The organism is Nocardioides sp. (assembly GCF_036374615.1).
Lineage (GTDB): Bacteria > Actinomycetota > Actinomycetes > Propionibacteriales > Nocardioidaceae > Nocardioides.
In genome coordinates, this window is the sequence record NZ_DASUTK010000100.1 from 1 (window position 1) to 20,147 (window position 20,147).

The following is a 20,147-nucleotide window of genomic DNA, read 5'->3' on the forward strand; positions in this document are numbered from 1 at the left end:
CCCTCATGTTCGCGACGGTGCTGGCCGTGCTGTCGACGGTGGTGCTGGCGGTGTGGGTCAACTGGCTCTCCGCCGCGCTCTCGGTGCTCGCCAACGCGTTCTACGTGTTCGTCTACACGATGCTGCTGAAGCGGCGCACCACCCAGAACATCGTCTGGGGCGGGCTGGCCGGCTGCTTCCCGGCGCTGATCGGCTGGACGGCGGTCACCGGCGAGCTGTCGTGGGTGCCGGTGGTGCTGTTCGCGGTCGTGTTCTTCTGGACGCCGCCGCACACCTGGGCGCTCGCGCTGCGCTACCGCGAGGACTACGCCAACGTCGACGTGCCGATGCTGCCGGTCGTGGCGCCGGCGCAGGTGGTCGCGCGCCAGATCGTCGTCTACTCGTGGGTGATGGTGGCGACGTCGCTGCTGCTCTGGCCGGTGGCTGACACCAGCATGTTCTACCCCGTCGCCGCGTCGGTGCTGGGTGCGGTGTTCCTGGTCGAGGCGCACAAGCTCCTGCGCCGCACCCGCGGCACCGAGGACCTCACGCGGATCCAGCCGATGCGGCTGTTCCACTCCTCGAACCTCTACCTGTCGCTGTTGTTCGTCGCGGTCGCCCTCGACCCGCTGCTCATGCGCTGACCCGTCACTTGTTGTCGGCCCAGATCCACTGACCCGTCACTCGTTGTCGGCGCGGAAACTCCCAGCCGGCACCGAACCTCACAGCTCGGGTGCCGAGGGGATGCGCAAGTGACGGCTCGTGCAGGTGTGGGGGTGCGCAAGTGACGGCTCGGGCGGGTGTGGGGGTGCGCAAGTGACGGCTCGGGCGGGTGTGGGGGTGCGCAAGTGAGGGCTCACGGAAGAGGAATCGAGAAAAGTTCGGGAACAAGGCAACCAAACCGGCTGCTGCGACGTCGTTACTGGTGACAGCGTCACGGTCCGGCCACGGGGGTCCGGATCAGGGCGCTGTCGCCACGTGCGGCCGGTCGACCCTCACCGGCTCCCGGACGGCGAGCAGGCTCCAGGTCATCGCGGCGGAGATCAGGGCCGCGCCGAGCAGGTGGAACCCCACCAGCACGATCGGCAGGTCGGTGAAGTACTGGACGAAGCCGATCAGCCCCTGCGCGAGCTCGATCGCGAGCAGCACCCCGGCGGCGCGCCGCGCGCCCGGCGGGGCGACGACCACGAGCGCAACGGTCAGCCCGACGAGGAGGAAGACGGCGTCCGCGTGCAGCTGGCTCAGCTGCAACGGGTCCAGCCCGTTGCGGGGGACGTCGAGGTCGCCCGCGTGCGGTCCCGAGCCGGTGACCACGGTGCCGACGTACAGCACCAGCCAGCCGGCCGCGAACACCAGCCACGCCAGGGTCACCACTGGCCCGCCCACCGGCTCCGGCTCGGGCCGGTCCAGCCGCCACAGGAACAGCACGGCCAGGCCGATGATGGCCAGCGAGCACAGCAGGTGGAAGGAGACCACCCACGGGTTGAGGTCGGTGAGAACGGTCAGCCCGCCGATCACTGCCTGGGCGGGGATGCCGACGCCCAGCACGAAGGCCAGCACCCGCAGGTCGCGGCGTCGGGTCTGCCAGGCGGCGATGAACGTCAGGATCGCGATCGCCGCCAGCACGAACGTCAGCAACCGGTTGCCGAACTCGATCGCGGAGTGCATGTCGAGGGCGCCGTGCGGAGTGAAGGACTCCTCCGTGCAGCGGGGCCACGTGGGGCAGCCCAGTCCCGACGCCGTGAGCCGGACCGCGCCGCCGGTCACGACCAGCCCGATGTTGGCGACCAGCGTCGCCCACCCGAGCCGGCGCACCTGGGGCGACAGGTCGAGATCGGTCACTCCCACTGGAACGTCCTCGCTGTGAGGACTGTGCCGAGGGCGCCCCACGCGAGCAGCACCACCAGCTCCACTCCCGGCAGCCGGCCGTCGGTGAGGGAGGCGCGGGTCGCCTCGCCGAGCGCGCCGGACGGCAACCACTGGGCGATCGCGCCGAAGTCGCCGTACGACGAGGCGGGGAGCACGACCGCTCCGCCGGCGAGCAGCAGCAGGTACACCAGGTTGGCCGCCGCCAGGGTCGCCTCCGCCCGCAGCACGCCGGCCAGGAACAGCCCGAGCGACGCGAAGGCGAAGGTGCCCGTCAGCACGGCGAGCACGAACCCGAGCAGGCCGGCACCACCGGGGGACGGCTGCCACCCCAGCGCCAGCCCGACGCAGCTCAGTACGAAGAGCTGGCCGACCTGGACCAGCAGCAGGGCCCCCACCTTGCCGAGCAGCAGCCCGGAGCGCGGGAGCGGCGAGCTGCCGAGCCGCTTGAGTACGCCGTACCGCCGCTCGAACCCCGTGGAGATCGCCAGGGACGTGAACGACGTCGACATCACCGCGAGCGCGAGCACCCCGGGGGTCAGTACGTCGACCGGTCGGCGGCCGACGTCGAGTCCCAGCCGGTCGGCGCCGACCACGGCGCCCACCAGCACGATCACCGGGATCACGATCGCCAGCAGCAGCTGCTCGCCGTTGCGCACCAGAAGCCGGGTCTCCATCGACGCCTGAGCGCGCACCATCCGGCCGAGCGGAGCGGAGCCCGGCCTGGGCGCGAAGGTGCCCGACGAGGTGGCCGTCACGGGACCAGCTCGCGCCCGGTGAGCTCGAGGACCACGTCCTCGAGGGTGCGTTGGCCCAGTGACAGGGTCTCCGGCAGCACCCCGTGCTCCTCGCACCAGGCCGAGACCTTGGCGAGGGTGGTCGAGTCGGCGGGGCCGGTGACCACCAGGCTCACGTCGTCGAGCTGGGTCACCTCGATCGCCTCGCCCAGCCGCTGCCTGAGCGAGCTCGGGGCGCCGGCCGGGAACGGCTTGGTGACGACCAGCCGGATGGTGGAGACTTTCCCGCCCCGGGTGAGCTCCAGCGGCGAACCGCTCACCACGAGCCGGCCCCGGTCGATGATGTGCACCCGGTCGGCCAGCCGCTCGGCCTCCTCCATGAAGTGGGTGGTCAGCACGACCGTGACGCCGTCGGCACGGAGCTCCGACAAGAGCGCCCAGGTGGTACGCCGGGCCTGCGGGTCCATCCCCGCCGTGGGCTCGTCGACGAACACCAGCTCCGGTCGCCCGACCAGCGCCATCGCGAGCCCGAGCCGCTGCTGCTGTCCACCCGAGAGTCGCCGGTACGGGGTGCGACCGCAGTCATCGAGGCCGAGCCGCTCGCTGAGCAGGTCGGTGTCGAGCGGGTGGGCGTGCAGCCGGGCGACGTGGTCGAGCATCTCGCGGGCACGCACCCCGGACCAGGCGCCGCCGGACTGCAGCATCACGCCGATCCGGGGCAGCAGGGCGCGCCGGTCGCGGCGCGGGTCCAGACCGAGCACCCGGACCGTGCCGAGGTGCGGGTGTCGGTACCCCTCGCACGTCTCGAGCGTGGTGGTCTTGCCGGCGCCGTTGGGACCGAGGACCGCGGTGATCGACCCCCGCTCGACCGTGAGCGAGAGGTCGTCGACGGCGATCTTGTCGCCGTAGCGCATCACCAGGCCGGCGATCGAGACGGCCGGCTCGTCGCCGGCTGGCTCGTCGGACGCTGGGGGCGCGGGCACCGGCACAGTCTAGGAACGCGTCACACCTCGACGTCGTCGGGCGCCTCCTCGTCGACGACGGTGGTGTCGGAGAACACAGCGGGCGGCTCGCGCCAGGGATCGGTGTCGCCCGCCTCGGCCGCTCGCAGGGCGGCGTGCACCCGGGCCGGGGTGCACGGGATGTCGACGTGCCGCACCCCGAGATGGGAGAGGGCGTCGACGACCGCGTTCTGCACGGCGGGGGTCGCGCCGATCGTCGCCGCCTCGCCGATCCCCTTGACCCCGAGGTCGTTGTACGGCGTCGGGGTCTCGGTGCTGTGAGCCTCGATCATCGTCGTGTCCGCAGCGGTCGGCAGTGCGTAGTCGGCGAACGTCGAGGTCAGCGGTGTGCCCTCGTCGTCGTAGACGAACTCCTCCCACAGTGCCTGGCTGATGCCCTGCACCGCGCCGCCGTGCTGCTGCCCGGCGACCAGCAGCGGGTTGACCACGCGACCGCAGTCGTCCACCGCGACGTGTCGCAGGGGAGTGACCAGGCCGGTCTCGGTGTCGACCTCGACGATCGCCACGTGGGTGCCGAACGGGAAGGTCGCGTGCTCCTGCTTGAAGTCGGAGCTGACGGCCAGCGGCTCACCGCGCTCGGCGGCACGTGCGGCCAGGTCGCCCCAGCTCACCGAGCTGGTCGGGACGCCTCGGACCGCCAGCCCGCCCTGGGCGACCTCCACGTCGTCGGGGGAGGCCTCGAGCAGCTCGGCGGCGAGCTCGCGGGCGCGCTCCAACAGCTCGCCAGCTGCCTGCGAGACCGCCTGCCCACCCATCTGGAGCGAGCGAGCTCCGCCGGTGCCGCCGCCGCGCGGCACGAGCGCGGTGTCGGACTGCTCGTAGCTGATCCGCTCGAGGTCCAGCCCGAGCCGCTCCGCCACGATCATCGAGAACGCCGTCGCGTGCCCCTGTCCGTGGGCGGAGGTACCTGAGCGGACCGTCGCCGACCCGTCCTCGTGGATCTCCACGACGCCGATCTCCTGACCGCCGAACCCGGTGATCTCGACGTACGACGCGATCCCGATGCCGAGCTGCCGGGGGTCCGCCGCGCGGCGCCGGCGCGCCTGGTCGGCGCGCGCCCCTTCGACGTCGGCCAGGCGGAGCGCCTCGCGCAGCGGCAGGTCGTAGTCGCCGGAGTCGTACGTCGCGCCCGCGTGCGTGGTCCACGGGAACTCGTCGGGCGAGACGAAGTTGCGGCGGCGGATCTCCTCGGGGGCCAGGCCGAGCTCGTCGGCGGCGAGGTCGAGCATCCGCTCGATGAGGGCTGCCGCCTCGGGGCGTCCGGCTCCGCGGAAGGCTCCCACCGGTGCGGTGTTCGTGACCACGCTCAGCCCGTCCCAACGCACGCGCGGGATCCGGTAGGGGCCCTGACCCATGGTGCGGGTGGAGCCCGCGGCGAAGCTGCCCCCGAAGCCGGCGTAGGCACCGCAGTCACCGACGACCCGCGCGCGGAGGCCGGTGATCACTCCGGCGCGGGTGAGTCCCAGTTCGGCGTACTGCACCTGGCCGCGGCCGTGCATCGAGAGCATCGCCTCGCTGCGGGTCTCGGTCCACGCGACCGGACGGCGGAGGGCGAGCGCCGCGCACACGACCGCGGCGTGGTCGGGCGAGACGCCGGCCTTCCCGCCGAAGGCGCCGCCGACGTGGGGCGCGATCACCCGGATCTCCTGCCGGTCGAGGCCGGTGATCTTCGAGAACAGCCGCTGCCCGAGGTGGGGGTGCTGGGTCGACACCCAGACCGTGAGCCGGTGCCCGGCGTCGTCAGGAGTCGGGTCGGCCAGGATCGCGTTGCCCTCGATCGGTGCGGTGGCGAGCCGGTTGTTCTCGATCCGCGCCCGCACCACCACCTCGGCGTCATCGAGCGGGTCGCCCTCGCCGAGCCGACGGATCGCGATGTTGCGGGGCAGCTCCTCGTGCACCTCGGGGGCGCCGGGCTCGGCCGCCGCCTCGGGGTCGACCACCACCGGCAGCGGTGCGTAGTCGACGTCGACCAGCTCGGTCGCGTCCACCGCCTGCGCCCGGGTCTCGGCGACCACCAGCGCGACGGGGTCGCCGACGTACCGCACCCGGCCCTTGGCGAGCGCGTAGCGTGGCACGGCGTCGTTCGCCTGGGCGAAGAGCGGCACCGGCGTCGCGCCGAGATCCGCGGCGGTGAAGACGCCGACGACGCCCGGGGAAGCGGCCGCCGCGTCGATGTCGACCGCGGTGATCTCGGCGTGGGCGAACGGGCTCCGGACGAACACCGCGTGAAGCGTGTCGGCGCGGGCGCGGGCCACGTTGTCGACGAAGCTGCCCCGGCCACGCAACAGCTCGGGGTCCTCCACCCGGCGGACCGCGGTGCCGAGGATCGATCCAGACATGTGCGCAGCCTAGGGTCAGGGCGGAGGAGCGCCGGAAGGTAAGGCCCCCCTTACTTGAATCGCTCCAACCAATAAAGGCACACTGATGTTGTGGAAATCATCGAGGACCACCCGACCCGGGATCGCGTGGCACGCGCGATCCTGGTCAACGGACCCTCGACGGCCGCCTCGCTGGCCGAACAGCTGGAGCTGACACCCGCCGCGGTCCGCCGCCATCTCGACCATCTGGTCGCCGAGGGCGTCGTCGAGCCGCGGGACCAGCGGGTCTACGGTCACCGTGGCCGTGGCCGGCCCGCCAAGGCGTTCGCGCTGACCGATGCCGGTCGCGATGCGTTCGACCAGGCGTACGACGACCTGGCGGCCGACGCGCTCCGGTTCCTGGCCGAGACGGCCGGTGACGAGGCCGTGCTCGCGTTCGCGCGGAGGCGGATGTCGTTCATCGAGCGCGACTACCGACGCGTCGTGGCCGACGACCCGAGCCTGTCACCCGCCGAGGCGCTGGCGAAGGTGTTCACCGACGAGGGGTACGCCGCCAGCGTGCGCGAGCTGCCCCTCGCCGACCAGCGCATCGGTGAGCAGCTGTGCCAGCAGCACTGCCCGGTGTCCCACGTCGCGCAGGAGTTCCCCCAGCTGTGCGAGGCCGAGACCGAGGCGATCGGCCGGATCCTCGGCACCCATGTCCAGCGGCTCGCCACGATCGCCCACGGCGACGGCGTCTGCACCACGTGTATCCCGGACGTCTCCAATGAGAGGAAGACGCAGTGACCTCCCAGAACCTGAGCATCGAAGAGCTCAACCCCGAGCTCAAGGGGCTTCGCGAGCGCTATCAGTTCGGATGGGCCGACCGCGACGACGCCGGGGCCGACGCCACGCGTGGCCTCAACGACGCGGTCGTCCGCGACATCTCGGGCAAGAAGTCCGAGCCGCAGTGGATGCTCGACCTGCGCCTGAAGGGCCTCAAGCTCTTCGGGCGCAAGCCGATGCCCACGTGGGGCTCCGACCTCTCCGGGATCGACTTCGACAACATCAAGTACTTCGTGCGCTCCAGCGAGAAGCAGGCGCAGTCGTGGGAGGACCTCCCCGAGGACATCAAGAACACCTACGACAGGCTCGGCATTCCCGAGGCCGAGAAGCAGCGCCTGGTCGCGGGTGTCGCGGCGCAGTACGAGTCCGAGGTCGTCTACCACTCGATCCGCGAGGACCTCGAGGAGAAGGGCGTCCTGTTCCTCGACACCGACACCGCGCTCAGGGAGCAGCCGGAGCTGTTCCAGGAGTACTTCGGCACCGTGATCCCGGTCGGCGACAACAAGTTCGCCGCCCTCAACACCGCGGTGTGGTCGGGTGGCTCGTTCATCTACGTGCCGCCCGGGGTCCACGTCGACATCCCGCTGCAGGCCTACTTCCGGATCAACACCGAGAACATGGGCCAGTTCGAGCGGACGCTGATCATCGTGGACGAGGACGCCTACGTGCACTACGTCGAGGGCTGCACCGCGCCGATCTACTCGTCGGACTCGCTGCACTCCGCCGTCGTGGAGATCATCGTGAAGAAGGGCGGTCGCTGCCGCTACACGACCATCCAGAACTGGTCGAACAACGTCTACAACCTCGTCACCAAGCGGGCGACGTGCGAGGCGGGCGCGACCATGGAGTGGGTCGACGGCAACATCGGCTCGAAGGTCACGATGAAGTACCCCGCCGTCTACCTGATGGGCGAGCACGCCAAGGGTGAGACGCTGTCGATCGCCTTCGCGGGCGAGGGCCAGCACCAGGACGCCGGCGCCAAGATGGTGCACGCGGCGCCCCACACCTCGAGCTCCATCCTGAGCAAGTCGGTGGCGCGGGGCGGCGGCCGTACGTCGTACCGCGGGCTGGTCCAGGTCAACGAGGGCGCGCACGGCTCGAAGTCCAACGTGCTGTGCGACGCCCTGCTGGTCGACCAGATCAGTCGCTCCGACACCTATCCGTACGTCGACATCCGCGAGGACGACGTGTCCATGGGTCACGAGGCGAGCGTCTCGAAGGTCAGCGAGGACCAGCTGTTCTACCTGATGTCGCGCGGCATGCAGGAGGACGAGGCGATGGCCATGATCGTCCGCGGCTTCGTGGAGCCGATCGCCAAGGAGCTGCCCATGGAGTACGCCCTCGAGCTCAACCGCCTGATCGAGCTCCAGATGGAAGGAGCCGTCGGCTGATGACGGCAGTGGCCGAGGCTCTCGAACTGAACCGTGTCGAGAGCCACCTCAACCCGCCTGCGTCGTACGACCTCGCGGACCACCCGACCCCGACCGGTCGCGAGGAGACCTGGCGCTTCACGCCGCTCAAGCGGCTGCGCGGGATCCTCGACGGCGAGGAGTCGGATGCCGAGCTGTCGTGGGAGACCACGCTGCCCGACGGCATCACCACGTCGGTGCTCGCGTCGGCGGACGCCCGCGCGGAGCACCTGCCGCCCAACGAGCTGCCGGCCGCGCTGGCCGTCGAGCGCTCGGGTGCCTGCCGGGTGATCGACGTCCCGGCGGACTGGAGCTCCGACGAGCCGATCCTGGTCCGGCTGCACGGCGACCACGCCGACACCCTGGTGTGGAGCCAGCTGCTGGTCCGGGTCGGCCACCACGCCCGGGCGACGCTCGTGCTCGAGCACACCGGCTCGGCCCGCTACTGCGTCTGCACCTCGGTGGTCGTGGGCGACGGAGCCGACCTCACCATGGTCACCATCCAGGACTGGGACGACGACGCCGTCCACCTCGGACGCGACGCCATCAGGGTCGGGCGCGACGCGGCGGTCAAGCACGCCGCGCTCTCGTTCGGCGGCGACCTGGTCCGGATGCACACCAACGTCGACTACGACGGACCCGGTGGCTCCGCGGAGCTGCTCGGCCTCTACTTCGCCGACGAGGGCCAGCACATCGAGCACCGGCTCTTCGCCGACCACACGGCCCCGCGCACCCGCAGCCACGTCAGCTACAAGGGCGCGCTGCAGGGGCAGGGCGCCCACACCGTCTGGGTGGGCAACGTGCTGATCCGCAAGGTCGCGGAAGGCATCGACACGTTCGAGGAGAACCGCAACCTGGTCCTCACCGACGGCTGCCAGGCCGACTCGATCCCGAACCTGGAGATCGAGACCGGGGAGATCGAGGGAGCCGGCCACGCGTCGGCGACCGGTCGGTTCGACGACGAGCAGCTGTTCTACCTGCGCTCGCGCGGGATCGACGAGAAGGAGGCGCGCCGGCTCGTCGTGCACGGCTTCTTCAACGACCTGATCCGCAAGATCGGCGTACCCGCGATCGAGGAGCGCCTGGTGCGGATCGTCGAGGCCGAGCTCTCGAAGAACGTCAGCGGGAAGGTGCTGTGATGGCGTTCGAACGAGCGTGCTCGCTGAGCGAGGTGGCCGAGGACGAGGCGCTCGGCGTCACCATCGGCGCGTACGAGGTCGCGGTCGCCCGCCACGGCGAGGAAGTCTTCGCCGTCCAGAACATGTGCAGCCACGCCGCGGTCGCGCTCTCCGAGGGTGAGGTCGAGGACTGCACTGTCGAGTGCTGGCTGCACGGCTCGCGCTTCGACCTCCGCACCGGCAAGCCCACCGGCCTCCCCGCCACCGAGCCCGTGACCACCTTCCCCGTCGACGTCCGTGGTGGAGACGTCTACGTCGACACCGAGACCACCCTGAACGGAGTTACCCCCTCATGAGCACCCTGGAGATCAAGGACCTGCACGTCAGCGTCGACACCGAGGACGGCGCGAAGGAGATCCTCACGGGGGTCACCCTCACCATCCGGGCCGGCGAGGTGCACGCGATCATGGGTCCCAACGGGTCCGGCAAGTCGACCCTCGCCTACTCGATCGCGGGGCATCCCAAGTACACCAACACCAGCGGCTCCGTGACCCTCGACGGCCAGGACGTGCTGTCGATGACGGTCGACGAGCGCGCGCGGGCCGGGCTGTTCCTCGCCATGCAGTACCCCGTCGAGGTCCCGGGCGTGTCCGTGGCGAACTTCCTGCGCACGGCCAAGACCGCGATCGACGGTGAAGCACCCAAGCTGCGGACCTGGATCAAGGACGTCAACGCCGCGATGGAGAAGGCCGACCTCGACCCGTCGTTCTCGCAGCGCAACGTCAACGAGGGCTTCTCGGGCGGTGAGAAGAAGCGCCACGAGATCGCACAGCTCGAGCTGCTCGACCCCAAGGTGGCGGTCCTCGACGAGACCGACTCCGGCCTCGACATCGACGCGCTCAAGGTCGTCTCGCAGGGCGTCAACCGGTTCGCCGAGGACGACGACAAGGCGGTTCTGCTGATCACGCACTACACGCGGATCCTGCGCTACATCAAGCCGGACTACGTGCACGTCTTCGTCGCCGGCAAGATCGCCGACGAGGGCGGCCCCGAGCTGGCCGACCAGCTCGAGGCCGAGGGCTACGACAAGTACGTCAAGGCTGCGGCGGTCTGATGTCGCTCCCCGGTCTGCTCCCTGATCTGGAGGTCCTGCGCAAGGACTTCCCGATCCTCGCGCGCACGGTCGCGGGTGGGCAGCCGCTGGTCTACCTCGACAGCGCCAACACCTCACAGAAGCCGCAGGTGGTCATCGACACGATGGTCGACCACCTCGAGCGGCACAACGCCAACATCGCCCGCGCCATGCACACGCTGGGCTCGGAGTCGACCGAGGCGTTCGAGGCGGCCCGCGACAAGGTGGCCGGGTTCATCGGCGCGCCCTCGCGCGACGAGGTGATCTTCACCAAGAACGTCACCGAGGGGCTCAACCTGCTGGCGAACACGTTCGCCTGGGCCGACGGCGACCTGCGGGTGGGGCCGGGCGACGAGGTGCTCATCACCGAGATGGAGCACCACTCCAACATCGTGCCGTGGCAGCTGCTGACCGAGCGGACCGGTGCGACCCTGCGCTGGTTCGGCATCACCGACGACGGGTTGCTGGACCTCTCCCGCATCGACGACCTGATCACAGAGCGGACCAAGGTCGTCTCGCTGGCATGGGTGTCGAACATGCTGGGCACGATCAACCCGGTCCGGCAGATCGCCGAGCGGGCGCACCAGGTGGGCGCGGTGGTGATCGTGGACGCCGCCCAGGCGGTCCCGCACCTGCCGGTCGACGTGGTCGAGAGCGGCGCCGACTTCGTCGCCTTCACCGGCCACAAGTGCGTCGGTCCGACCGGGATCGGCGTGCTGTGGGGGAAGGCGGACCTGCTCGACCGACTGCCCCCGTTCCACGGCGGCGGAGAGATGATCGAGACCGTCACGATGGAGCGCTCGACGTACGCCAAGGCGCCGCACAAGTACGAGGCCGGCACTCCACCGATCGTCGAGGCGGTGGGTCTCGGCGCGGCCGTCGACTACCTCGGTCACGTCGGGATGGGCGCGATCCACGCCCACGAGCAGGCGATCACCCGGTACGCGCTCGAGGGCATGTCGACCGTGCCCGGGCTGACTGTTCTGGGCCCGACCGACCCGACCCTGCGCGGCGGTGCGATCAGCTTCGAGATCGACGGAGTCCACCCGCACGACGTGGCGCAGGTGCTCGACTCGCGCGGCGTCGCCGTGCGCGCCGGCCACAGCTGCGCCAAGCCGGCTCACGCCCGGTTCGGGGTCCAGAGCTCGACCCGGATGTCGTCGTACCTCTACACGACGCCGGGCGAGATCGACGCCTTCATCGAGGGGCTGGAATACGTCCGGTCCTACTTCAGGTTGGGGTGATCCCATGAGCACGGATCTGGACAACCTGTACCAGGAGATCATCCTGGACCACTACAAGAACCCGCACCACGCGGGCCTGCGTGAGCCGTTCGAGGCCGAGGTGCACCACGTCAACCCGACCTGCGGCGACGAGGTCACCCTGCGGGTGCACGTGAACGACGGCGTGGTGGAGGACGTGTCGTACGACGCCGTCGGCTGCTCCATCTCGCAGGCGTCCGCATCGGTGCTGGCCGACCTGGTGATCGGCAAGTCCGTCGACGACGCGATGGGCGTGCACGAGACGTTCCAGACCCTGATGCAGGGCAAGGGCCAGGTGGAGCCCGACGAGGACGTGCTCGAGGACGGCATCGCCTTCGCCGGCGTCGCGAAGTTCCCGGCCCGTATCAAGTGCGCACTACTGTCGTGGATGGCGTGGAAGGACGCGACCGCGCAGGCATTGGAGGAGAAGCCATGACGACCAACCCGGCTCACACGCCCGACCATACGGACCTGCCCGAGGTGCCGGAGGCACAGTCGGGTGGCGGCACCGCGACCGTCACCGTCGACGACGTGACCGAGGCGATGAAGGACGTCGTCGACCCCGAGCTCGGCATCAACGTGGTCGACCTCGGCCTCGTCTACGGCGTCCACCTCGACGACGACAGCAACTGCGTCCTCGACATGACGCTCACCTCGGCCGCGTGCCCGCTGACCGACGTGATCCAGGACCAGACCAACAGCGCCCTCGAGGGGCTCGTCGGTGACGTGCTGATCAACTGGGTCTGGATGCCGCCGTGGGGTCCCGACAAGATCACCGACGACGGCCGCGAGCAGCTGCGCGCGCTCGGCTTCAACGTCTGAGCGAAACTCTGATCCGGAGCAGGCGGGCGGAGTCGGTCCTTCCCGACGCCGCGTACGGTGGCGGTGTGAACACCGACACCGAGCCGCCGACCGACGTCGAGGCCTTCTGGAACCTCGCGCGGTTCCACGCGAAGCTGAACGCAGCCCCGACGTACTTCGGTCCGACCACGCTCGAGGTGGTCCCACCGCCGGCGTGGTCGTTCGGCGCGACGCCGGAGCACGCTGACGGCCTGCTGCGGCTGGTCCTCGACGGCACCAAGACCGCCACGTCGACCGCCCTCTGGGACTTCGACGCCGAGGGGGAGGAGCTCCCGCAGTCCGGGACGCTCAGCATCATCCTGGACGGTGCCGGGCACCCGCGCGCGCTGATCGAGACGACCGACGTGACCGTGGTGCCGTTCGATGAGGTGGACGAGGAGCACGCCTGGCTGGAGGGCGAGGGTGATCGTTCCCTGGCCCACTGGCGGGACGTCCACGAGCGGTTCTTCACCGAGCACGCGGCACACGACCGCGGGTTCGCGCCGGACATGCCGGTGGTGCTCGAGCGGTTCAAGGTTGTCTACCAGGCCTGACGTCCTCGTCCCGGTGGAGCGGCTGGGTCGCTGGGTCGAGAACTTCGCTGCCAGGCACGGCGGCGTCGCACTGACCAGCGACGGCGCGCTGCACGGGACGGCTCCCGACGGGTCGACCTTCGTGGCCCGGCTTCCGTTCGACCGGACGTACGGCGGACCGGCCGACCCCGTCGCGTTCGCCGCTGCCGCGGTGCCGCCGTCGGTCTGGGGCGTGCTGCTGGTGCGCAAGGGCGGGTTCGCGGTCGCCCGCCTCGGGGGATCCGCCATGGTGGAGCACAAGGTGGGGCAGCGGCACGTCCAGGGCCGCACGAAGGCGGGCGGGCAGAGCCAGCAGCGGTTCGCCCGGCGACGCGACAACCAGTCGCGAGAGGCGTACGAGGCGGCCGCCGGGCACGCGGCCCGGATCCTGCGCTCCGGCCCCCTGGTGACCGGTGGCGACCACGCCGCCGTGGACTCGGTGCTCGCAGACGCGCGACTGGCCGACCTGCGACGTAGCGGCCTCACGGTCGTGGACCCCTGGCTCCCGGTCCCGGACCCGCGCCGGCGCGAGCTGGACGCGGCGATCGCCGACGCCCAGGCCGTGGCCATCGAGGTCCACAACGCCTGAGCGTCAGCCGGGGGACTCGCCGAAGGCGAGCGGCTCGCGGGTCGCGCGGTAGGTGGCCCAGTTGAGCTTCGTCGGCACGCCCGAGTCGTCCCGGGTGACGAGCAGCAGCTCGCCCCGCTCGCGGCCGCTGACGGTGCGGTACCGGTCCTCGCCGACCTTCTCGAACACCGACGGGGGACTCGCTGCGGGTGCGCCCTGCGGCCGCGCCTCCAGCCGACCATGCACGACCGAGAACACGAACGGAGATCCCTCCAGGAACCACACGCCGCGGAGGCCGGCGAGCTCCTCCGGCAGCTCGGTGCCGGGCGACCACGGCTCGGGCTCGTCAGGGACGTCGGCCACGACCCGGTCGCCCAGCTCCACCGCGAACAGGTCGGGCGCGGGGGTCACGGAGGCGTTCATCAGCACCAGCGCTCCGGTCCCGGACTCCCGGTGGGTGAAGACGCCGGTGATGTGGCCCGGCATCCCGCCGGTGTGCCCGACCCAGGTCCGGCCGGCGGAAGAGCGGGCCAGAAAGAAGCCGAGTCCCATGGCCCCGGTCCAGCCGTCCACGTCGCGCAGCGCCTGGGGCTGGCACATCTCCTCCATCGTGTCGGGCGAGAGCACCCCCGGGTCGGGGTCGGCGACGAAGGCCGACCACCGCACGAGGTCCCGCGCGGTGCTGGCCAGACCGCCGCAGGGTGCCATCGCGTGCAGGTCGATGACCGGCTCGGGGCGAGGCACGTCGTCGTACGGCGCCACGTAGTAGCCGGTCGCCCGGGCGCCGTCGTCGAACCCCACGGATGTCCGCCGCAGCTCCAGAGGCTCGAGCAGCCGGACACGGAGCGAGTCCTCCCACGAGCGACCGTCGAGGCGGGCCACGAGCTCGCCGAGCACGGCGTAGACGACGTTCGAGTAGTGCCAGCGGTCGTGCGGACGGCCCACCGCCTCGACGTCGGCGAAGCCCCGGAGCAGTTCCTCGGTCGTCGGCTGTTGCAACGTCTCCCAGACGTTGCCCACCGGCTCACGCTGCAGACCGGAGACGTGGGCCAGGCCCTGTCGCACGGTGGTCGGATGGGTGATCTCGGAGAGGTGGTCGGCGATCCGGTCGTCGAGGCTCAGTCGTCCCTCATCGCGCAGCTGCATCACCATCACCGCTGTGAACGTCTTCGAGTTCGAGGCGATCAGGAACTGGTCGTCCGGCCCGGGGGAGCGCTGGGCGCCGACCTCGACAACACCGATCCCGTCTGCCCAGAGCACGTCGCCCCGACGGTGCACTGCGGCGTACAGACCCGGTACGCGGCCGGTGCGTTGTCGGTCCAGCGCGGTACGACGGAGGGAGCGGACGGTCTGGTCGGGGAGTGCGGTGGTCACGCCACGACGCTAGCCCTTGACCTCCCGCTCGTACGCGGCGCGGTGCGCGAGCCAACGCTCGGCGACACCCTCCATCTCGCGTCCCACGAACACGAGGAACTCTCGCATCAGGCGCAGTCGACGATAGGTCGGCGACTCGTGATCGAGGTGGTCCAGGGCGTCCTCGAGTGCGGTGATCATCGGCCCGTAGAGCTGGTCCTCGCGCAGCATCGCCTGCAGCCACGCGTCGTCGTCGACGACGTAGACGTCGCGTCGCCCGCCGCGCTCCCGCTCGCGGTGGACGAAGCCGATCTGCGCCAGGTACCGGACGGCACCCGACACCGATGCGGGACTGACGCCCAGGGCGTCGACCAGCTCCGCGGAGGTCATCCGGCCGTCCTCGTCCGCGGTCAGCGCGGCGAAGACACGGGAGGGCAGCCGCTGCAGGCCGGCCGCGGTGAGGGCGGCGCCCATCCGCTCGACGTAGCGGGTGGTGGGGTCCGTCATGACTGCAGTATCACAGAATTTAGAAAGTTCTGAAAGTTGTGTACGCTCGTCGTCGTGAGTGCACCGATCGAGATCAGGCAACTGGACAAGCGCTTCGGGGCGACGCAGGCCCTCGACGGCCTGGACCTGACGGTCGACGAGGGGGAGGTCCACGGCTTCCTCGGACCGAACGGCGCCGGCAAGTCGACCACGATCCGGGTGCTGCTCGGGTTGCTCCGGAAGGACCGCGGGGAGGTCCTGCTGCTCGACGGCGACCCATGGCGCGACGCCGCCGCCCTGCACCGCCGTCTGGCGTACGTGCCCGGCGACGTCACGCTCTGGCCGAACCTCACCGGTGGCGAGGTGATCGACCTGCTCGGCCGGCTCCGGGGGGGTGTGGACACCCGACGCCGGGACGAGCTGGTCGAGCGGTTCGAGCTCGACCCGACGAAGCGGGCGCGGGGCTACTCCAAGGGGAACCGGCAGAAGGTCGCGCTGGTGGCCGCGCTGGCCTCCGACGTCGAGCTGCTGCTGCTCGACGAGCCGACGTCGGGCCTCGACCCGCTGATGGAGGCCGTCTTCCAGGACTGCATCGACGAGTTCAAGGAGCGGGGCCGGACCGTGCTCCTCTCGAGTCACATCCTCGCCGAAGTGGAGCGGCTCTGTGACCGGGTGAGCATCATCCGGGCCGGCCGCACCGTTGAGCGCGGGACGCTTGCCGAGCTCCGGCACCTGACGCGGACCTCGGTCGCCGCCGAGCTGGCCGGACCCGCCGCTGACCTGGCCTCTCTCGACGGGGTCCACGACCTCGTCGCCGAAGGGCACCGGGTGCGGTTCGAGGTCGACACCGCAGCCCTCGACGAGGCCGTCGGTGTGCTGCACCGGGCGGGGGTCCGCACCCTGACCGCGACCCCGCCGACGCTGGAGGAGCTCTTCCTGCGGCACTACGGCGACGAGCTCCCGCAGGCCGTCGAGCCGACGTCGACATGACCGGGACCGGGGTGCTGGTGCGGGCGTTCCTGCGACGCGAGCGCTGGCCGTTGCTGTGGTGGGCGCTCGGGGGCACGCTCCTCTACTGGAGCCAGGCGATCAGTGTGAAGGAGCTCTACTCCACGCAGGCGGAGTTCGACCGGGCCGCGACCATGATGGAGTCGAACCCGGCGCTGATCGCGATGGCCGGACCTGCCCGAGCGCTCAACACCGTCGGCGGGCAGGTGACGTGGCAGTCGGCCGCGTTCGGGGCGATCGTGGTCGGCCTGATGAGTATGTTCATCGTCGGACGCCACACCCGCGCCGAGGAGGAGAGCGGGCGGGACGAGCTGCTCAGGGCGGGCGTGGTCGGCCGCCGGGCGCCGATGACCGCGGCGCTGCTGGTCGCTGCGATCGCGAACACCCTGGTAGGCGGGCTGGTCGCCGTCAGCCTGATCTCGGTACCGCTCGCGGTCGCCGACTCGGTGGCGCTCGGCGTCGGGCTGACGCTGTGCGGCCTGGTCTTCACGGGGGTCGCGCTGGTGGCCGCGCAGCTCACGGCCGGCACCCGCACGATGTACGGCCTCACCGGTCTGGTGATCGCGGCGTCGTACGCACTCCGCGCGGTCGGCGACGTGGGCAACGAGGCTCTGAGCTGGTTGAGCCCGATCGGCTGGTACCAGCAGATGTACGCCTTCTCCGGCCTGCGCTGGTGGCCGGCACTGCTGCTCGCATCAGCGGCGTTCGTCACCGTTCTGGTCGCCTACGCCGTGTTCGAGCGCCGCGACATCGGAGCGGGCGTCTTCGCGTCGCGGCCCGGACCCGCCCGGGCGCACCCGGCGCTGCGCAGCTCGTGGTCGCTGGCGTGGCGGCTCCAGCGCGGCGCGGTCATCGGCTGGTCGCTCGGGCTGCTCGCGGCCGGGCTGGCGTACGGCTCGATCGGCAACGACGCCGGCGACCTGATGGGCGACAGCGACGCGGCGCGCGAGGTGATGGTGGCCGCTGGCGGCGACCTCGTCGACGGGTTCTTCGCGATGGCGATGACGATCCTGGCGCTCCTCGCGTCCGGCTTCGCGATCTCCTCGGCGCTGCGTCCCCGGGGTGAGGAGGACGCCGGCCATGCGGAGGTCGTCCTTGCGACCGCGACGTCGCGGACCCGGTGGCTGCTGAGTCAGGTCTGCGTGACGGTAGTCGGCAGTGCGGTAGTGGTCGGCGCAGGCGGCCTGGGGCTCGGCGGCGCCTACGCCTTGGTGACCGGTGACGCGAGCGAGATCGGCACGTTCATCTGGCAGAGCCTGACCTGGCTGCCGGCGGTGCTGGTGCTGGCCGGGCTGACGCGGTTGTTGTACGGGCTCGCGCCGCGGCTGGCCACCCTCGGCTGGCTCGGGCTGGCGTACGCCGTGGTCGTGCTCGTGTTCGCGGAGATCCTGCGCTTCCCGGAAAGGCTGCGATCGCTGTCGCCGTTCGAGCGGTTGGCCTCCGTGCCGGTCGAGTCGTTCGACGTCGGTGCCTTCGCGGCCGTCCTGGGGGCCGCCACGCTGTTGAGCGCCGGTGGCTGGTTCGCGTTCACGAGGCGCGACGTCGGCTAGTGTCTCGTGCGTGAGGCCTCTTGATGCTTGGCGTCTTCAAAGTGCGTGCAGCGCAAGGCGGCGGAGCGCGGGACTACTGGGCGTACTTCGAGCGACGCCAACGCAGCGAAGTGTGTGCTGTGGGGGCGCGAAGCGCCTAGAGGTCTCGCGCACGGGACACTAGGTCCCCACCATGTGGGAGCCGGAGCCGCACTGGCATCCGCTGACCGGCGGGACCGGAACGTCGACCGTCGGGGTGTGGCGCGCCGCCCTGGGCGAGCAGCCGGTGGTCATCAAGCGGCTCGCGCGACCGGCCCGACACGACCCGGCAGAGTTCAGCGACCCCGAGCACTTCGCTTACTGGCGGCGCGAGGCCGACGTCCTCTCCACCGGAATCCTTGGGGGCACGTCGGGGTTGCGCGCGGTTCCGGCGGCGGTCGAGGAGGACCCCGACGGCATCACGATCACACGCGAGTGGGTCGAGGATGCCGCGAGCAGCGGGCTCTTCGTCGCGATGGCTCTGGGCCGGTTCGCCGGCAGCCTCACCGCCCGGCCCCGGTTCCTGGCCCGCCACCAGCTGCGCGACCGGTTGGCGAGGGTGGAGCGGCGGGGCGGGTGGCCCACCTTGGCCAGGACCGCCATCGCCGATGTCGCAGACCATCTCTGGGAGCGGCGCACCGCGTTCCTCGAGAGGGTCGAGTCCCTGCCGCGGGTCGCCCAGCACGGGGACGCGACTCCGGTGAACCTGCCGGGGCGGGTCGCGGACGAGGTGGTCGCGATCGACTGGGCGACGCTCGGCGTAGGCCCGGTGGGCAGCGACCTCGGCCAGTACGCGTTGGCCGCTCGCGAGGAGTTCGATCCGCTGCTCGACGCCTACCTGATGGGTCTCGACCCCGAGGTCGCGGAGTACGACGAGGTGCTGCTCGGGGCCCGGGTCACTGCCGTCTACACCGCCCTCAACCGCGCGGAGTGGGCGCTGGAGCGCGTGTCGGGCGGCGAGGGCGCCCTGGCCGCCAAGTTCCGACACCCGGCCGTAGCGCCGCACCTGCGGACCCTGCAGCGGCAGTACCCGTTGATCGAGGCCCTGGTGGAGGGCTGAGCCTCACAGCTGCGATGCGCTGAACGTGTCGCAGGCCTGCAGCGACCCCTCTTGGTACCCGACCATGAACCAGCGCTGCCGCTGCTCGGCCGAGCCGTGGGTCCACTCCGCCGGGTTGACCCGGCCGGTGGTCTGGTCCTGGATCCGGTCGTCGCCCACCGACTTGGCAGCCGCGATCGCCTGGTTGATGTCCTCCTCGGACAGCTCGAGGATGAGGGGTACGCCGGACTGGTCGTCGGTGCCGGTGGCGTTGCGGGTCCACATGCCGGCGTAGCAGTCGGCCTGGAGCTCGAGCCGGACGGCGTCGCTCTCCGGCCCGCGCTGGGTGCGGACCTGTCCCATCGTCCCCATCACGTTCTGGATGTGGTGTCCGTACTCGTGGGCGAGGACGTAGGGCTCGACGAACTCACCGGCCGGTCCGCCGAGCTGCTGCTGCAGCACCTGGTCGAAGAAGGTGGTGTCGAGGTAGATGCCCTCGTCGGGCGGGCAGTAGAACGGCCCGACCTGGGACGTCGCCTGGCCGCAGCCGGTGCCCACGGCGCCCCCGAACGTCCGCATCACCTGCACCGGCCGGAACTGCATGTCTGCCTGCGCCGGCAGCGCCTCGCCCCAGTAGTCGGTCAACGAGTTCTCGACCGCCACTCGGGCGCAGTCGACGTCGGACTCGGCGTCGGCGCCGGTCTGGCAGTTCGCGTACCGGTCGCTGTCCGCCTCGGCCACCCGTGACGTGTCGAGGCTCGTGTCGGGAAGGGGCAGTCCGCCCTGACCGCCGCCCACGCACTGGGTCAGCACGAGGAACAGCACCAGCACCAACAGCCCGCCGAGGCTGCTGCCGGCCTTCGCGCCGCCGGGGATGGGGATCCGCATGCCCCCGCCACCCATGCCACCGCCGGAGCCCCGGCCGCTGTCGCGGACCCGCGACGTGTCCAGCCTGGCCTTCGGGTTGAAGCGCATCGCCGTCCCCTTGTGTCGTTCGCGCGGTCCGGCCGTCGTCGGCCGGATCCGCGGCCCTACACTAACCATC

The 20,147-nt window shown here is 71.0% G+C and carries 21 protein-coding genes; 14 read left to right on the plus strand and 7 right to left on the minus strand.

From position 1 onward, the window contains the following. Positions 1-623, plus strand: a 623-nt coding sequence (locus tag VFZ39_RS07880; RefSeq protein WP_330865183.1) for a heme o synthase, incomplete at its 5' end; no start/stop codon positions are given. Between the two features lie 316 nt (positions 624-939). On the opposite strand, the gene VFZ39_RS07885 is transcribed toward VFZ39_RS07880, so the two are convergent. The 4 genes from VFZ39_RS07885 to VFZ39_RS07900 are packed head-to-tail and all read right to left on the minus strand — an operon-like array spanning position 940 to position 5,943. Further along, positions 940-1,827, minus strand: a complete 888-nt coding sequence (locus VFZ39_RS07885) for a COX15/CtaA family protein (RefSeq protein WP_330865184.1) — start codon at positions 1,825-1,827, stop codon at positions 940-942. Next, the gene (locus VFZ39_RS07890) at positions 1,818-2,603 is read right to left on the minus strand and encodes an ABC transporter permease (protein WP_330865185.1); all 786 of its coding nucleotides are present in this window, start codon (positions 2,601-2,603) and stop codon (positions 1,818-1,820) included. The genes VFZ39_RS07885 and VFZ39_RS07890 overlap by 10 nt, the downstream gene beginning before the upstream one ends. Then, complete coding sequence (locus VFZ39_RS07895; protein WP_330865186.1) at positions 2,600-3,565, minus strand: ABC transporter ATP-binding protein; 966 nt, start codon at positions 3,563-3,565, stop codon at positions 2,600-2,602. Before VFZ39_RS07895 ends, VFZ39_RS07890 begins: the two co-directional genes overlap by 4 nt. A gap of 20 nt (positions 3,566-3,585) precedes the next feature. Continuing rightward, entirely contained in the window at positions 3,586-5,943 is a 2,358-nt protein-coding gene (locus tag VFZ39_RS07900) for a xanthine dehydrogenase family protein molybdopterin-binding subunit (protein WP_330865187.1), read from the minus strand. 90 nt (positions 5,944-6,033) lie between these two features. On the opposite strand from VFZ39_RS07900, the gene VFZ39_RS07905 reads away from it, so the two are divergent. From VFZ39_RS07905 to VFZ39_RS07950, 10 genes are all read left to right on the plus strand, one after another. Further along, positions 6,034-6,708: a metalloregulator ArsR/SmtB family transcription factor gene (locus VFZ39_RS07905; protein WP_330865188.1), complete on the plus strand. Its 675-nt coding sequence runs from the start codon at positions 6,034-6,036 to the stop codon at positions 6,706-6,708. An 11-nt stretch (positions 6,709-6,719) separates the two neighbouring features. Next, positions 6,720-8,138 (plus strand): Fe-S cluster assembly protein SufB, encoded by a 1,419-nt coding sequence (sufB, locus tag VFZ39_RS07910; protein WP_330865260.1) that lies wholly within the window; start codon positions 6,720-6,722, stop codon positions 8,136-8,138. Next, entirely contained in the window at positions 8,138-9,295 is a 1,158-nt protein-coding gene (gene sufD, locus VFZ39_RS07915) for a Fe-S cluster assembly protein SufD (RefSeq protein ID WP_330865189.1), read from the plus strand. Before sufB ends, sufD begins: the two co-directional genes overlap by 1 nt. Next, positions 9,295-9,630: a non-heme iron oxygenase ferredoxin subunit gene (locus tag VFZ39_RS07920; RefSeq protein ID WP_330865190.1), complete on the plus strand. Its 336-nt coding sequence runs from the start codon at positions 9,295-9,297 to the stop codon at positions 9,628-9,630. Before sufD ends, VFZ39_RS07920 begins: the two co-directional genes overlap by 1 nt. After that, on the plus strand, positions 9,627-10,388 hold the full coding sequence (gene sufC / locus VFZ39_RS07925; RefSeq protein WP_330865191.1) for a Fe-S cluster assembly ATPase SufC: 762 nt from the start codon (positions 9,627-9,629) through the stop codon (positions 10,386-10,388). The genes VFZ39_RS07920 and sufC overlap by 4 nt, the downstream gene beginning before the upstream one ends. Continuing rightward, positions 10,388-11,650 carry a cysteine desulfurase gene (locus tag VFZ39_RS07930; protein ID WP_330865192.1) on the plus strand — a complete coding sequence of 421 codons (1,263 nt, stop codon included), beginning with the start codon at positions 10,388-10,390 and terminating at the stop codon, positions 11,648-11,650. The genes sufC and VFZ39_RS07930 overlap by 1 nt, the downstream gene beginning before the upstream one ends. Positions 11,651-11,654: 4 nt before the next feature. Next, positions 11,655-12,104, plus strand: a complete 450-nt coding sequence (gene sufU, locus VFZ39_RS07935; RefSeq protein WP_330865193.1) for a Fe-S cluster assembly sulfur transfer protein SufU — start codon at positions 11,655-11,657, stop codon at positions 12,102-12,104. Beyond that, the gene (locus tag VFZ39_RS07940) at positions 12,101-12,490 is read left to right on the plus strand and encodes a metal-sulfur cluster assembly factor (RefSeq protein ID WP_330865194.1); all 390 of its coding nucleotides are present in this window, start codon (positions 12,101-12,103) and stop codon (positions 12,488-12,490) included. Before sufU ends, VFZ39_RS07940 begins: the two co-directional genes overlap by 4 nt. A 65-nt stretch (positions 12,491-12,555) precedes the next feature. Further along, entirely contained in the window at positions 12,556-13,062 is a 507-nt protein-coding gene (locus tag VFZ39_RS07945; protein WP_330865195.1) for an ASCH domain-containing protein, read from the plus strand. Further along, positions 13,046-13,669: an acVLRF1 family peptidyl-tRNA hydrolase gene (locus VFZ39_RS07950; RefSeq protein ID WP_330865196.1), complete on the plus strand. Its 624-nt coding sequence runs from the start codon at positions 13,046-13,048 to the stop codon at positions 13,667-13,669. Before VFZ39_RS07945 ends, VFZ39_RS07950 begins: the two co-directional genes overlap by 17 nt. A gap of 3 nt (positions 13,670-13,672) precedes the next feature. On the opposite strand, the gene VFZ39_RS07955 is transcribed toward VFZ39_RS07950, so the two are convergent. Both VFZ39_RS07955 and VFZ39_RS07960 read right to left on the minus strand, forming a co-directional pair. Then, on the minus strand, positions 13,673-15,022 hold the full coding sequence (locus VFZ39_RS07955) for a serine hydrolase domain-containing protein (protein ID WP_330865197.1): 1,350 nt from the start codon (positions 15,020-15,022) through the stop codon (positions 13,673-13,675). Between the two features lie 9 nt (positions 15,023-15,031). Beyond that, positions 15,032-15,508: a GbsR/MarR family transcriptional regulator gene (locus VFZ39_RS07960; RefSeq protein WP_330865198.1), complete on the minus strand. Its 477-nt coding sequence runs from the start codon at positions 15,506-15,508 to the stop codon at positions 15,032-15,034. Between the two features lie 54 nt (positions 15,509-15,562). On the opposite strand from VFZ39_RS07960, the gene VFZ39_RS07965 reads away from it, so the two are divergent. The 3 genes from VFZ39_RS07965 (at position 15,563) to VFZ39_RS07975 (ending at position 19,123) form a co-directional block, all read left to right on the plus strand. Continuing rightward, positions 15,563-16,477 carry an ABC transporter ATP-binding protein gene (locus VFZ39_RS07965; protein WP_330865199.1) on the plus strand — a complete coding sequence of 305 codons (915 nt, stop codon included), beginning with the start codon at positions 15,563-15,565 and terminating at the stop codon, positions 16,475-16,477. Further along, positions 16,474-18,045: a polyketide antibiotic transporter gene (locus VFZ39_RS07970; protein WP_330865200.1), complete on the plus strand. Its 1,572-nt coding sequence runs from the start codon at positions 16,474-16,476 to the stop codon at positions 18,043-18,045. The genes VFZ39_RS07965 and VFZ39_RS07970 overlap by 4 nt, the downstream gene beginning before the upstream one ends. Before the next feature lie 172 nt (positions 18,046-18,217). Next, positions 18,218-19,123, plus strand: coding sequence for a phosphotransferase (locus VFZ39_RS07975; RefSeq protein WP_330865201.1), 906 nt, complete (start codon positions 18,218-18,220; stop codon positions 19,121-19,123). 3 nt (positions 19,124-19,126) lie between these two features. Here VFZ39_RS07975 and ypfJ read toward each other — a convergent pair whose 3' ends face one another. After that, entirely contained in the window at positions 19,127-20,077 is a 951-nt protein-coding gene (gene ypfJ / locus VFZ39_RS07980) for a KPN_02809 family neutral zinc metallopeptidase (protein ID WP_330865202.1), read from the minus strand. Positions 20,078-20,147: the final 70 nt, after the last annotated feature.